Below are 12,679 nucleotides of genomic sequence, written 5' to 3' on the forward strand. Positions count from 1 at the left end.
ACTATTTGGCGATCTTCGACGGCTCCAAACCCCAAGCCCTCTATCACACCAAACGGTTGGCCTCCCCGGCCCAACGGATCATGCTGTGCGCCAAAGACCTCGGCTGCACCAGGCCCGGCTGCGATGCCCCGGCCTACCACAGCGAAGTCCACCACGTCACCGCCTGGCGCAAAACCGGGCGCACCGACATCAACGACCTCACCCTGGCCTGTGGCCCCGATAACAGACTGGCCGAAAAAGGCTGGACCACCCGCACCAACACCCAAGGCCACACCGAATGGATCCCACCACCACACCTCGACCACGGCCAACCCAGAATCAACACATTCCACCACCCCGAGAAACTCCTGATCCCCGACGACGACGAAGACCCGTAGCCCGGGACGGGATCAGTCCTGCGGGATCTCGCGCTCGATCTCGTCGAGCCAGATACGCGCGGACATGTCCGACGGCGCCCGCCAGTCACCTCGCGGGGAGAGCGAACCGCCGTGAGAAACCTTGGGGCCGTTGGGCAATGCCGACCGTTTGAACTGGCTGAACGAGTAGAACCGTTTGACGAACACCTGCAACCAGTGCCGGATGTCGCTCAGCGAATAGGCCGGTCGGTTGTCTTCCGGGAAGCCGGGTGGCCAGCTGCCGCTGTCCGGGTCGCTCCATGCGTGCCAGGCCAGGAAGGCGATCTTCGACGGCGTGAAGCCGTAGCGCAACACCTGGAACAACGAGAAGTCTTGCAGCGCATAGGGTCCGACCTTCGCTTCGCTGCTCTGCAGTTCCTCTTCCTCGCCGGCCGGAACCAGTTCCGGGGTGATCTCGGTGTCGACGACCGACTGCAGCACGTCGGTCACTTCCTTCTCGAACTGGTCGGAGGAGATGACCCATCGGATCAGATGCTGAATCAGCGTCTTGGGCACTCCGCCGTTGACGTTGTAATGCGACATCTGGTCTCCGACACCGTAAGTCGACCATCCCAGTGCCAGCTCCGAAAGATCACCCGTGCCCAGCACGATGCCGCCGCGCTGGTTGGCCAACCGGAACAGGTAGTCGGTGCGCAACCCCGCCTGGACGTTCTCGAACGTGACGTCGTAAACCTTCTCGCCGCGCGCGAACGGATGCCCGATCTCCTCGAACATCCGGTTGGCGGTCTCGCGAATGTCGATCTCCTCGAAGGTGATACCCAGCGCCTCACCCAACTTGATCGCGTTGTTCTTGGTGTGATCGCCGGTGGCGAAGCCCGGCAGGGTGAAGCCCAGAATGTCGCTACGTGGACGCCCCTCCTGGTCCATCGCTTTGGCCGCCACGATCAACGCGTGCGTCGAGTCCAGCCCACCGGACACGCCGATGATGACTTTGGGATAGTCCAGCGCGCGCAGCCGCTGCTCGAGCCCGGCCACCTGGATGTTGTAGGCCTCATAGCAATCCTGTTCCAACCGTTCCCGATTCGCCGGGACGAACGGGAACCGCTCGACGTTGCGCAGCAGCCCGATGTCACGGTCCGGCGGGTCGAGCCGAAACTCGATGCGCCGGAACGGATCCGTAGCCGTCCGGTGGTGGCGACGATTGTCGTCGAAAGTGCCCATCCGGAGCCGCTCGGAACGCAGCAATCCGGTGTCGACGTCGGCGACCGAACGTCGCTCGCCCTTCGGGAAACGCTCCGAGCAGGCCAGCTGGGTACCGTTCTCCCAGATCATCGTCTGACCGTCCCAAGCCAGGTCCGTCGTCGACTCGCCTTCGCCCGCGGCGGCGTACACATAGGCGGCCAGACAGCGTGCCGACGCCGACCGGGCAAGCAGGCAGCGGTCCTCGGCCCTGCCGATGGTGATCGGGCTGCCGGACAGATTGGCCAGCACGGTCGCTCCCGCCAGCGCCGCTTCGGCACTGGGCGGCACCGGGACGAACATGTCCTCACAGATCTCGACGTGCAGCACGAAGTCCGGCAGGTCCGACGCGCTGAAGAGCAGATCGGGGCCGAACGGGACTTCCACGTCGAGCGCGGGGATGCGGATCGTGCCCCGCTCGCCGTCCCCGGGAGCGATCTGGCGGTGCTCGTAGAACTCCCGATAAGTCGGCAGGTACGACTTCGGCACCACCCCGAGCACCGAACCGCGGTGGATGACCACCGCGGTGTTGTAGATGCGGTGCAGATGCCGCAGCGGCGCGCCGACGACCAGGACGGGCAACAGTCCGGCCGACGCGGCGACCAGCTCCTGCAACGCTGCTTCGACGGAGTCGAGCAGAGCATCCTGCAGCAGGATGTCCTCGATGGAGTAACCGGTCAGCGTCAGCTCGGGAAAGATCGCCAGCGCGACGCCCTCGTCGTGGCAGCTGTGCGCCAGTCCCAATACCGACTCGGCGTTGGCCGCCGGGTCGCCGATGGTGGTGTGGTGCGTGCACGCCGCGACGCGCACGAATCCGTGCTGGTATGCGGAGTAGAAGCTCATCGCCGTCCATTGTCGCTTGGCAGGGTCTTCCCGCCGAATTACCCCCGCACCCCGCGGGCAAAACGATCTGGCGCGAACCAGCACGCTTACCCTCGAAGAAGTGGAGTCCCCCGAGCTCGTCGCGACCCTGGCCGGGCGCCGGATTGCGGTGCTGACCGGCGCCGGACTCTCCACCGACTCCGGCATCCCCGACTACCGGGGACCCGACTCGCCGCCCAGCAACCCGATGACGATCCGGCAGTTCATCTCCGACCCGGTGTTCCGGCAGCGGTACTGGGCGCGCAACCACGTGGGTTGGCGACACATGGACGGGACTCGCCCGAACGCGGGCCACCGTGCCCTGGCCATGTTGGAACAGGCGGGCGTGGTCGTCGGCGTCATCACGCAGAACGTCGACCTGTTGCACACCAAAGCCGGCAGCACCAACGTGGTGAACCTGCACGGCAGCTATGCCCAGGTCGTGTGCCTGGGCTGCGGTCACACCATGAGCCGCGCCGCGCTGGCCGAGGAACTCGAAGCGCTGAACCCGGGTTTCATCGAGCGCGCCGAGGCCGTTGGCGGGCTGGCGGTGGCACCCGACGCGGACGCCGTCGTCGCCGACACCGCGTCGTTCCGGTATCTGGACTGTCGAAAGTGCGGCGACATGCTCAAGCCCGACATCGTCTACTTCGGCGAGAGCGTCCCTAAAAACATTGTTGCGCAGGCTTATTCGATGGTGAATGAAGCCGATGCGCTGTTGGTCGCGGGTTCGTCGCTGACCGTGTTCTCCGGCTACCGATTCGTGCGCCACGCCGCAACGGCCGGCAAGCCGGTGGCGATCGTCAACCGGGGCCCCACCCGCGGCGACGACCTGGCGACGGTCAAAGTCGACGGCGGCTGTTCAGAGATCTTGAGCCTGTTGGCCGCCGAACTGACGGTCAGCGCGCCCTTCTGACCTCGGCGACGAACTGCCGGCCGAAGTTGTCGACCACCTGCCAGGAGTTGGGGCCGATGACCCTGGGGTACCCGAGGTTGCGAACGGCCAGCCGAGCGTCGGTCTCGTGCCGAATGTTGTCTACCCGCAAGCCGTTTGATGTCGTCAAAGCCCACATGATGTCCTCCGTGTTTTCGCGTCGTTGTCGATGCGAAAAGCATTTCGGAGGTGCCTATGCGGATCCTCAACGAATTCTTGGCGCGCTCAGGCGCCGGAAATTCAGAAGGTGCAGGGCAAGCGCCGGATGGCGTGGATGAAATTGCCGACCACGAAGGACGGCTCCCCAGCCTGGATGTCGGGAACCTGCCGGAGCAATTCGCCGAACAGCGCCCGTAGTTGCGCTCGTGCCACGTGGGCGCCGAGGCAGAAGTGCACACCACCGCCGCCGAAGCCGACATGCGGATTGGGACTGCGGCTGAGGTCCAGACGTTCCGGTTCGTCGAAGACTTCGCGATCCCAGTTGCCGGAGGCGTAGAACATCGCCACCTTCTCCCCCGCCCGGATGGTCTGCCCGCCCAGCTCGAAATCCGTTGCCGCGGTGCGCCGGAACGTCATCACCGGGGTGGCCCATCGGATGAACTCTTCGATCGCCGTCCCGTTGCGGTTCTCGAAATCGGCTTGTAGCCAAGCTTTTTGGTCGGGGAAGTCGGTCAGCGCCTTCAGCGCGTGGCTGGCGGTCTGACGGGTGGTGTCATTGCCGGCCACGGCCAACAGGACGAAGAATGCGGCGACCTCCGCATCGGTGAGCCGGTCGCCGTCCACCTCGGCGTTCACCAGCCCGCTGAACAGATCGTCGCCGGGCTGCTCGCGCCGCTGCGCGGCCAGCGATCCGGCCACCTGGTGCAGATAGATCTGGTTCTGGACGAGCAGCTCCAGCGGGTTGCGGCCGTCGAGGAACTCCGGGTCGGCCCACGACACCACGGCATCGGCGGCGTGCGCCACCTGGTGCCGCTCGGAGTCGGGAATCCCCATCATGTCCGACAGGGTGCGTATCGGTAATTCCTTGGCGCAGATGTCGACGAAGTCCGCGCCGCTGCCCGCGTCCCGCAGTTCTGCGACGATCACCTCGGCGTTGTGCTGGATCGAGTCTTCGATGCGGCGGACCTGTCGCGGTGTGAAGGCCGCGCTGACGAGCTTGCGCAGTTTGGTGTGCCGTGGCGGATCCATCGCCAGGAAGGATTGGGAGGCTTCCAGGAGTTCTTCGGGGATGTCGGCGAACATCACGCCTTTGCCGGACAGGAATACCTCGTTGTTGCGGCTCACCGTGACGATGTCAGCCCGACGGGTGACCGCCCAATAGCCCGGATCGGCCGGGTTCTCGATCAGGTCGCCCTCGACCGGTGGCTGCCAGCTGACCGGGCGTTCAGCCCGCAGGGTGGCGAAGGAGCGTTCTCGTTCCGCGGCGGTCTTCGACCAGAACGCTTTGGACGACAGGTCGACCGCGTCATACGGGCGGGCTTCGGCGGTCTGCGCGGATGTGTTCATGGTTGGCGATCCTTCCGTTGGCCCGACGATATGCCTAGACATATTGTCTAGTCAAGACGTCCACGCTTCGGTTATGCTCGACGGATGCCGGCCGTTACCCGCAGATCCCAGGGCAATCGCCAACAGGAGCGTCAGCAGCGCCAAGAACAGATGGAACGCCGCCTGCTGGAAGCCACCGAACGCCTGATGCGCGACGGCACCAGCTTCACCGAGCTCAGCGTGGACCGCCTGGCGACCGAGGCCGGCATCTCCCGCGCCAGCTTCTACATCTACTTCCAGGACAAGGGCGATCTGCTGCGCCAGCTCGCCGGCCAGGTCCTCAGTGACCTGACCAGCAGCGGGGAACGCTGGTGGGACGTGGCCTGGCGGCACAATCCCGACGACGCGCGCGCGGCGATAACCGGCATCATCGCCAGCTTCCGTCGTCACCAACCCGTGCTCATCGCCCTCAACGAGGTCTCCGGTTACGACCCCGCCACCGCGCAGGCCTACCGGGATCTGTTGGACGACATCATCGGGCGCCTGACCCGGGTCATCGAAGAAGGCCAGGCCGACGGGTCGATCCGGCCCCAGCTGCACGCGACTACCACCGCGAGCGCCCTGACCTGGATGGTCGAGCGGGCCTGCCACCAGAACCTGCCGGCCCGGCCAGCCGAGTACGACACGGAGCTGGCCGCGACGTTGACCGAGATAGTGTGGGGCTCACTGTATTTGCAAGCTTCCCAGTGACTTCTCAATGCCGTTGCACGGCTACCAGGTCATCGGCGTGCACCACCGGCCGGCGTGACTCCCCGGGCAATTCCGAGGTGGACCGTCCGATCATGCCGGCCAGCTCGACCGCGTCGTAGGCGACCACGCCGCGGGCCACGACAGCGCCTGCGGGATCGCACAATTCGACGACGTCGCCGCCGTAGAACTTGCCCGACACCGCGGTGATGCCCGCGGGCAGCAGCGAACGGCGTTGTCCGACAACGGCGCTCACCGCGCCGGCGTCCAGGGACAGGGTCCCGGTGGACTCGGCGGCATAACGCACCCAGAACCGGCGCGCCGACATCCGGTCGGGCCGCGGCGCGAACACCGTGCCCACCGAGGCATCGGTGAGCGCGCGGGCGACTTCGGTTGCCGGAGCGAGCAACACCGGCAACCCGGCGTCGGCGGCCAGCAGCGCCGAGGACATCTTCGACGCCATCCCGCCGGTGCCCAGGTGACTGCTCTGCCCCGCGACCACACCGTCCAGATCGGCGGGTCCGGTCACTTCCGCAATGAACCTGGCGCCGGGGAACTTTCGCGGATCCGCATCATAGAGGCCGTCGATATCGGACAGCAGGACCAGCGCGTCGGCGCCGACCAGGTGCGCCACCAGCGCCGAAAGCCGGTCGTTGTCGCCGAACCGGATCTCGTTGGTGGCCACGGTGTCGTTCTCGTTGACGATCGCCACCGCGCGCAGCGCCCGCAACCGGTCCAGGGTGCGCTGGGCGTTGGTGTGCTGCACCCGCATCGAGATGTCGTGCGAGGTCAGCAGCACCTGTCCGACGGTCCGGTCATACCGGGCGAACGCCGCACTCCACGAGTTCACCAGCGCGACCTGCCCGACGCTGGCCGCGGCCTGTTTGGTCGCGAGATCCTTTGGGCGGCGGGATAATCCGAGCGGCTCGATACCGGCGGCGATGGCACCCGAGGACACGATGACCACGTCGGTGCCGGCCTTCATCCGCGTCTCGATGGCGTCGGTCAGTTCAGCCAGTCGACTGGCGTCGAACATGCCCGCGTCGGTGGTCAGCGCGGTGGTGCCGACCTTGACGACGATGCTGCGGGCGGTGCGGATCGCTTCCCGGTGCGGACTGGTCACGAGTCGTCGGGGCTCTCGCGACGTTGCCGTCGGGCCGCCTTGCGCTCGGCGGCGCCGATCCGGTCGTTACGTTCCAGCCGTGCGTCGGTTCCCCGGCCGGTCATCGGAACCTCAACGCCCGCAGGGGTTTGTGGCTCCCAGTCGAAGGTCATCTCGCCGATCGTCACCGCGCAGCCGGGGCGGGCACCCAGGCGCAGCAGTTCGTCCTCCACGCCCAGGCGGGCCAGTCGGTCGGCGAGATATCCGACGGCTTCGTCGTTGTCGAAATTGGTCTGCCGGATCCAGCGTTCGGGTCGCGCGCCGGTCACCAGGAAGCCGCCCTGGCCGTCGGGTTCCACCGTGAAACCGCTGTCGTCCACCGGAATCGGACGGATCACCGGACGTCGCGGCACCACAACGGGGCGGGCAGCGTTGTACTCCGAAACCATCTGCCACAGCCCGAAGATCAACGGCTGCAAGCCTTCCCGGGTGGCCGTCGACACCAGGAACACCGGCCAGCCGCGCTCGGCGATCTCGTCGCGGACGAACTCGGCCATCTCGCGAGCCTCGGGCACGTCGATCTTGTTCAATACCACCGCCCGCGGCCGCTCGGCCAGATCGCCCAGCACCGCGTCGCCCTGCAGGGTGGGCGTGTAGGCCGCGAGTTCGGCCTCCAGCGCGTCGATGTCGGAGATCGGGTCGCGGCCCGGCTCGGCCGTGGCGCAGTCCACCACATGAACCAGGACCGCGCAGCGCTCGATGTGCCGCAGGAAGTCCAGGCCCAGACCGCGGCCCTCGGACGCACCGGGGATCAGGCCCGGCACGTCGGCGACGGTGAACGCATGCTCGCCGGCGGAGACCACACCGAGGTTGGGCACCAGCGTGGTGAACGGGTAGTCGGCGATTTTCGGCTTGGCCGCGGAGATGACCGACACCAGGGAGGACTTTCCGGCCGAGGGGAACCCGACCAGCCCGACGTCGGCGACCGTCTTGAGTTCCAGCGTCAGGTCGCGCGCCTGGCCGGGCTCGCCCAGCAGCGCGAAACCGGGCGCCTTGCGGGCGCGCGAGGCCAGCGCGGCGTTGCCCAGCCCCCCGCGGCCACCGGCGGCGGCCTCGAACCGGGTACCGGCGCCGACCAGGTCGGCCAGCAGCCGACCGTTCTCGTCCAGCACCACGGTGCCGTCGGGCACCTTGACTTCCAGGTCCGCGCCGGCGGCGCCGTCGCGATTGTTGCCCATCCCCTGCTTGCCGGACGGCGCGGTGACATGCGGGCGGAAATGGAAGTCCAGCAGGGTGTGCACCTGCGGGTCGACCACGAAGACGACGCTGCCGCCGCGCCCGCCGTTACCGCCGTCGGGGCCACCCAGCGGCTTGAATTTCTCGCGGTGCACCGATGCGCAGCCGTTGCCGCCCGAACCCGCCCGGGTGTGGATGACGACCCGATCGACGAATCGAGGCATCGAAATTCCTCTCACAGTCCCTGGTCAGCCCAAGGACGGCGGAGCTTAGTCGGAAGGCCCGACGATGCTCACGGTCTTGCGGCCGCCCTTGACGCCGAACTGGACCGCCCCGGCCGCCTTGGCGAACAGGGTGTCGTCGCCGCCGCGGCCCACGTTGACGCCGGGGTGGAACTTGGTGCCGCGCTGGCGGACCAGGATCTCGCCGGCCTTGACGACCTGGCCGCCGAACCGCTTGACACCGAGCCGCTGAGCTGCCGAATCCCGACCGTTGCGCGAGCTGGAAGCGCCCTTCTTGTGTGCCATTGTCTGTCGCCCCTAGTTGATGCCGGTGACCTTGAGAACCGTCAGCTGCTGACGGTGCCCTTGGCGCTTGTGGTAGCCGGTCTTGTTCTTGAACTTGTGGATACGGATCTTCGGGCCCTTGGTGTGCTCGAGCACCTCACCGGTGACCGCAACCTTGGCCAGCGCGCTGGCGTCGGAGGTCACGTCGGCGCCGTCGACGACCAGCGCGACCGGCAGCGACACCTGGGCGCCGGGCTCGGACTCCAGCTTCTCGACCTTGACGACGTCCCCGACGGCAACCTTGTACTGCTTACCGCCGGTCTTGACGATTGCGTAGGTCGCCATCGGTGTACTCCTGCCTCTTCTGCCTGCGTTGTGCTCGCGCGCGTGCCAACGACGGTGCGCGGTGGGTGGTCTTGGTGCGGGCTATTGCGTCCCGCTGTCGCCGGCCAGCGTTTCCCGTGGCCTGACGACAACTGTCCAAGGGTACGTGACCAGCGGGTACAGGGTCAAACCGGCCCGGCTAGTCGACGTGCGTGGGCGGACCCGCCGGCCTGCCCGCCGCCCGGCGCCGGCGTGACGCCGCCGGTGCGACGATGACGGACGCACGATCGATGCCCGCCACGGCGCTGATCACCTCGTCTTGATCAGGTACGACGTCGATGTCCTCGACGTCGTCATCTTCGTCCTCGTCATCGCTGTCGTCGTCGCTGTCATCGCTGTCATCGCTGTCGACGTCGTCGACGTCATCGCTGTCGTCGCTGTCGTCGCTGTCGTCTTCGTCGCTGTCGTCGAGATCCTCGTCGTCGAGTTCGTCCACGTCCTCGTCGCCGTCATCGTCGTCGTCATCGTCGTCGTCGAGGTCCTCGTCGTCGAGTTCGTCCACGTCGTCGGTGTCTTCGTCCCCGTCTTCGTCCTCGTCAGCGTCCTCGTCGGCGTCCTCGAAGTCTTGGGCAGCGTCGCCCTCATCGGTCTGCGCGGGAAGCCGCTCTGCGGTCGCCTCGTCGGCCTCGGGGGTCACCTCTTCGTCGGTCTCGGCACTTTCGTCGTCGTCACGCGACGACGCGGCCATCGCTTTGAACATCGGGTGCTCACCCGGCGCGTGCGTCGGGACCTTGGCCACGACGGCCTTCTCGGCGGAATCGTCGGACCGGTTCTTCTTCGAGCGTCGGTTGCGCCGGGAGCTGGACTCCGTCTTGCGCCCGGCCGCCGGAGCCGAGTCGACCGGGTCGGCGTGCAGCAGGATCCCGCGGCCGGTGCAGTTCGGACACGATGTCGAGAACGCCTCGATCAGGCCGGTGCCCAACCGTTTACGGGTCAACTGCACCAGCCCCAGCGACGTCACCTCCGACACCTGATGGCGGGTGCGGTCGCGGGCCAAGGACTCGGTCAGCCGCCGCAGCACCAGGTCACGGTTGGACTCGAGGACCATGTCGATGAAGTCGATGACGACGATGCCGCCGATGTCGCGCAACCTCAGCTGGCGCACGATCTCCTCGGCGGCCTCCAGGTTGTTCTTGGTGACGGTCTGTTCCAGGTTGCCCCCGGACCCGGTGAACTTGCCGGTGTTGACGTCGATGACCGTCATCGCTTCGGTCCGGTCGATCACCAGCGTGCCGCCCGACGGCAACCACACCTTGCGGTCCATCGCCTTGGCGAGCTGTTCGTCGATACGGTGCACCGCGAACACGTCCGGTCCGCTCTCGTCCGCGGGTTCGTATTTGTCGAGCTTGGAAACCAGGTCGGGCGCAACGGAATTCACGTACTCGTTGATCGTGGCCCAGGCCTCGTCCCCGGACACGATCAACGACGAGAAGTCCTCGTTGAACAAGTCCCGGATGACCTTCACCAGCACGTCCGGTTCTTCGTAGAGCGCCACCGCGGCGCCGGCGGCTTTCTGCTTGGTCTCGGCGGCCTTGGCGTCGATCTGATTCCAGCGTTCCTGCAGCCGGGTGACGTCACCACGGATGTCGTCTTCCTTGACGCCCTCCGAAGCGGTTCGGATGATGACGCCGGCGTCGGACGGGACCACCTCGCGCAGGATCTCCTTGAGGCGTTGGCGTTCGGTGTCGGGCAACTTGCGGCTGATCCCGGTCGACGACGCACCGGGCACGTAGACCAGGTAGCGCCCCGCCAGCGACACCTGCGTGGTCAGTCGGGCGCCCTTGTGTCCGACCGGGTCCTTGCTGACCTGAACCACGACGTAGTCGCCGGGTTTGAGGGCCTGCTCGATCTTGCGGTCCGCGCCGCCCAGTCCGGCAGCCTCCCAATTCACTTCGCCGGCGTAGAGCACGCCGTTGCGGCCGCGGCCGATGTCGACGAACGCCGCCTCCATCGACGGCAGCACGTTCTGCACGATGCCCAGATAGATGTTGCCGACCAGCGAGGCGGACGCCGCCGACGTCACGAAGTGCTCGACCACGATGCCGTCTTCGAGCACCGCGATCTGGGTGTAGCGAGCCCCTGGGTGCGGCGGCTCGGTGCGGACCCGGTCGCGCACGACCATGACCCGCTCGACGGCCTCACGCCGGGCAAGGAACTCAGCCTCGCTCAATACCGGTGGCCGACGGCGGCCCGCATCGCGCCCGTCCCGGCGCCGCTGCCGCTTGGCTTCCAGACGCGTGGAGCCGTCGATTCCTTTGATCTCGCCGGAACCGGACTCGCCGTTGTCCTGGCCCTGCCTGCCGCCGTTGCGAGGTGCACGCTCGTGCACGACGGTGTTCGGCGGATCGTCGGGCGACGGTCCGTCGTCGCCGTCCTCACCGGACGTGGACTTGCGCCGACGCCGCCGACGCCGCCGACGGTTGCCGCCGTCGGCTGAACCGTTTTCGTCGTCGCCGTCGTCGCTGTCGTCGTTGTCGTCGGAGTCCTGACCCTGATCGGAGTCGTCGCCGTCGGCCGCACGCTGCTCGCCACCGGGCGCGGCGTCACCGTTCTGGCTGTCGGCGGGACCGTCGGGACCCGCCTGCTCACCGCGGCCGCGTCCGCGACCGCGCCGGCCCCGGCGGCGGCGTTTGTTGGCAGGGCGATCGGCCTGCTCCTCGTCTTCGCCGGAACCGTCGTCGTCCACGTCGTCGTCGGAGTCGTCCTGAGCCCCGGACCCCTCGTCGGCGGCGACCGCGACCCGCTTCGGAATCGGCTGCGGCGCGACGAACAGCGGCATGTAGTGGGGTCGCTCGACGTCAGCTTCGCCGGATTCGAGCATCAACCGCGATTCGGGTTCCTCGGCAGTGGTCGCGGCCGACGTCTCGGTTTGGGCCGCCAGCAGGTCGCGGACCCGCACCGCGTCCACCTGGTCCACGCTGGAATGGGCGCTGCGGATCCGCCCGTCGAGTGCGGCCAACGCGTCAAGGACCCGCCTGCTGGTGGTCCCGAGCGTCCGCGCGAGGGAATGGACTCTCAGGCGGTCCGGCAGTTCCTCGTGCTGTGTCGGCTCGTTTGCTGATTCTGAAGATGGGGCACCGTCTACCACGTATTCTCCTCAAGCCCCCGGGCGCGTCGTCCTATCGACGCGGCCACGCGAGGGCTTCGCTATGGATCCGGCCACTTCTCCCGGACTTGTAATGGTCTCGCCCCGAGCGGCCCGGATCGGACCAACTCGGCGCCGTACTGAATGACGGCTTGACCTGCTGCGCCGCACCGCGGACTGGCGATGGTCGCGCTTGTCGAAGTCTTCATTCGGGTGACCGACGCCAGTTCGACGACGTTCACCCGACAGTCAGTATCCCACATCACTGGGCAGGCTCGACCGCGCCGTGCGAACGGGCGGTCCCGGAGCTAGATGTCGGGGAACCAGAGTTCGATCTCGCGGTGTGCCGATTCGGCCGAATCCGAGCCGTGCACGAGGTTGAACTGCGTTTCCAGGCCGAAGTCGCCCCTGATCGTGCCGGGGGTGGCCTTGTCCACCGGGTCGGTGCCACCGGCGAGCTGCCGAAACGCGGCGATCGCCCGAGGCCCTGTCACCACGGCGGCCACCACCGGCCCCGACGTGATGAACTCCAGCAGCGACCCGAAGAACGACTTGCCCTCGTGTTCGGCGTAGTGGCGTCGGGCCAGCTCCTCGCCGACGTTCCGGAGCTCCAAGGCGGCGATGGTCAGGCCCTTGCGCTCGATGCGGCTCAGTATCTCGCCGACCAACTGACGTTGTACGCCGTCGGGCTTGATCAGTACGAGAGTCCGTTCGGTCACGGTGCACAAGAGTAGATGGCGCAGG

At 67.2% G+C, this 12,679-nt stretch carries 12 protein-coding genes; 3 read left to right on the forward strand and 9 right to left on the reverse strand.

All coding sequences use genetic code 11. The features are described 5' to 3' along the window. Nucleotides 1-377, forward strand: a 377-nt coding sequence (locus tag AC5Y47_RS22385) for an HNH endonuclease signature motif containing protein (protein ID WP_499946448.1), incomplete at its 5' end; no start/stop codon positions are given. 12 nt (nt 378-389) lie between these two features. Here AC5Y47_RS22385 and AC5Y47_RS22390 read toward each other — a convergent pair. Beyond that, a complete protein-coding gene (locus AC5Y47_RS22390; RefSeq protein ID WP_499946449.1) occupies nt 390-2,438 on the reverse strand; it encodes an NAD(+) synthase in 2,049 nt (682 codons plus the stop codon). Nucleotides 2,439-2,538: 100 nt separating this feature from the next. Here AC5Y47_RS22390 and AC5Y47_RS22395 point away from each other — a divergent pair, with 100 nt between their 5' ends. Continuing rightward, nucleotides 2,539-3,372 (forward strand): NAD-dependent protein deacetylase, encoded by an 834-nt coding sequence (locus tag AC5Y47_RS22395; protein ID WP_499946450.1) that lies wholly within the window; start codon nt 2,539-2,541, stop codon nt 3,370-3,372. On the opposite strand, the gene AC5Y47_RS22400 is transcribed toward AC5Y47_RS22395, so the two are convergent. Then, nucleotides 3,356-3,520, reverse strand: coding sequence for a hypothetical protein (locus tag AC5Y47_RS22400; protein WP_499946451.1), 165 nt, complete (start codon nt 3,518-3,520; stop codon nt 3,356-3,358). The genes AC5Y47_RS22395 and AC5Y47_RS22400 overlap by 17 nt on opposite strands. Before the next feature lie 110 nt (nt 3,521-3,630). Then, complete coding sequence (locus AC5Y47_RS22405; protein WP_499946452.1) at nt 3,631-4,896, reverse strand: cytochrome P450; 1,266 nt, start codon at nt 4,894-4,896, stop codon at nt 3,631-3,633. Between the two features lie 84 nt (nt 4,897-4,980). On the opposite strand from AC5Y47_RS22405, the gene AC5Y47_RS22410 reads away from it, so the two are divergent. Continuing rightward, entirely contained in the window at nt 4,981-5,625 is a 645-nt protein-coding gene (locus AC5Y47_RS22410) for a TetR/AcrR family transcriptional regulator (RefSeq protein ID WP_499946453.1), read from the forward strand. Between the two features lie 4 nt (nt 5,626-5,629). On the opposite strand, the gene proB is transcribed toward AC5Y47_RS22410, so the two are convergent. The 6 genes from proB to ndk form a co-directional block, all read right to left on the reverse strand. Then, nucleotides 5,630-6,745, reverse strand: a complete 1,116-nt coding sequence (gene proB, locus AC5Y47_RS22415) for a glutamate 5-kinase (protein ID WP_499946454.1) — start codon at nt 6,743-6,745, stop codon at nt 5,630-5,632. Further along, nucleotides 6,742-8,184, reverse strand: coding sequence for a GTPase ObgE (gene obgE, locus AC5Y47_RS22420; RefSeq protein ID WP_499946455.1), 1,443 nt, complete (start codon nt 8,182-8,184; stop codon nt 6,742-6,744). The genes proB and obgE overlap by 4 nt, the downstream gene beginning before the upstream one ends. A 45-nt stretch (nt 8,185-8,229) precedes the next feature. After that, entirely contained in the window at nt 8,230-8,487 is a 258-nt protein-coding gene (gene rpmA, locus AC5Y47_RS22425; protein ID WP_499946456.1) for a 50S ribosomal protein L27, read from the reverse strand. 12 nt (nt 8,488-8,499) lie between these two features. Then, nucleotides 8,500-8,811, reverse strand: coding sequence for a 50S ribosomal protein L21 (gene rplU, locus AC5Y47_RS22430; protein WP_499946457.1), 312 nt, complete (start codon nt 8,809-8,811; stop codon nt 8,500-8,502). 178 nt (nt 8,812-8,989) lie between these two features. Continuing rightward, nucleotides 8,990-11,938, reverse strand: coding sequence for a ribonuclease E (gene rne, locus AC5Y47_RS22435; RefSeq protein ID WP_499946458.1), 2,949 nt, complete (start codon nt 11,936-11,938; stop codon nt 8,990-8,992). 305 nt (nt 11,939-12,243) lie between these two features. Continuing rightward, a complete protein-coding gene (ndk, locus tag AC5Y47_RS22440) occupies nt 12,244-12,654 on the reverse strand; it encodes a nucleoside-diphosphate kinase (RefSeq protein ID WP_499946459.1) in 411 nt (136 codons plus the stop codon). Nucleotides 12,655-12,679: the final 25 nt, after the last annotated feature.

Source organism: Mycobacterium sp. NGS22 (assembly GCF_059813095.1).

Bases quoted from the DNA above. Each gene is read 5' to 3' on its own strand.
- obgE (WP_499946455.1), bottom strand. From the start codon at position 8,184: ATGCCTCGATTCGTCGATCGGGTCGTCATCCACACCCGGGCGGGTTCG.
- AC5Y47_RS22405 (WP_499946452.1), bottom strand. From the start codon at position 4,896: ATGAACACATCCGCGCAGACCGCCGAAGCCCGCCCGTATGACGCGGTC.
- AC5Y47_RS22390 (WP_499946449.1), bottom strand. From the start codon at position 2,438: ATGAGCTTCTACTCCGCATACCAGCACGGATTCGTGCGCGTCGCGGCG.
- rpmA (WP_499946456.1), bottom strand. From the start codon at position 8,487: ATGGCACACAAGAAGGGCGCTTCCAGCTCGCGCAACGGTCGGGATTCG.
- AC5Y47_RS22410 (WP_499946453.1), top strand. From the start codon at position 4,981: ATGCCGGCCGTTACCCGCAGATCCCAGGGCAATCGCCAACAGGAGCGT.
- rplU (WP_499946457.1), bottom strand. From the start codon at position 8,811: ATGGCGACCTACGCAATCGTCAAGACCGGCGGTAAGCAGTACAAGGTT.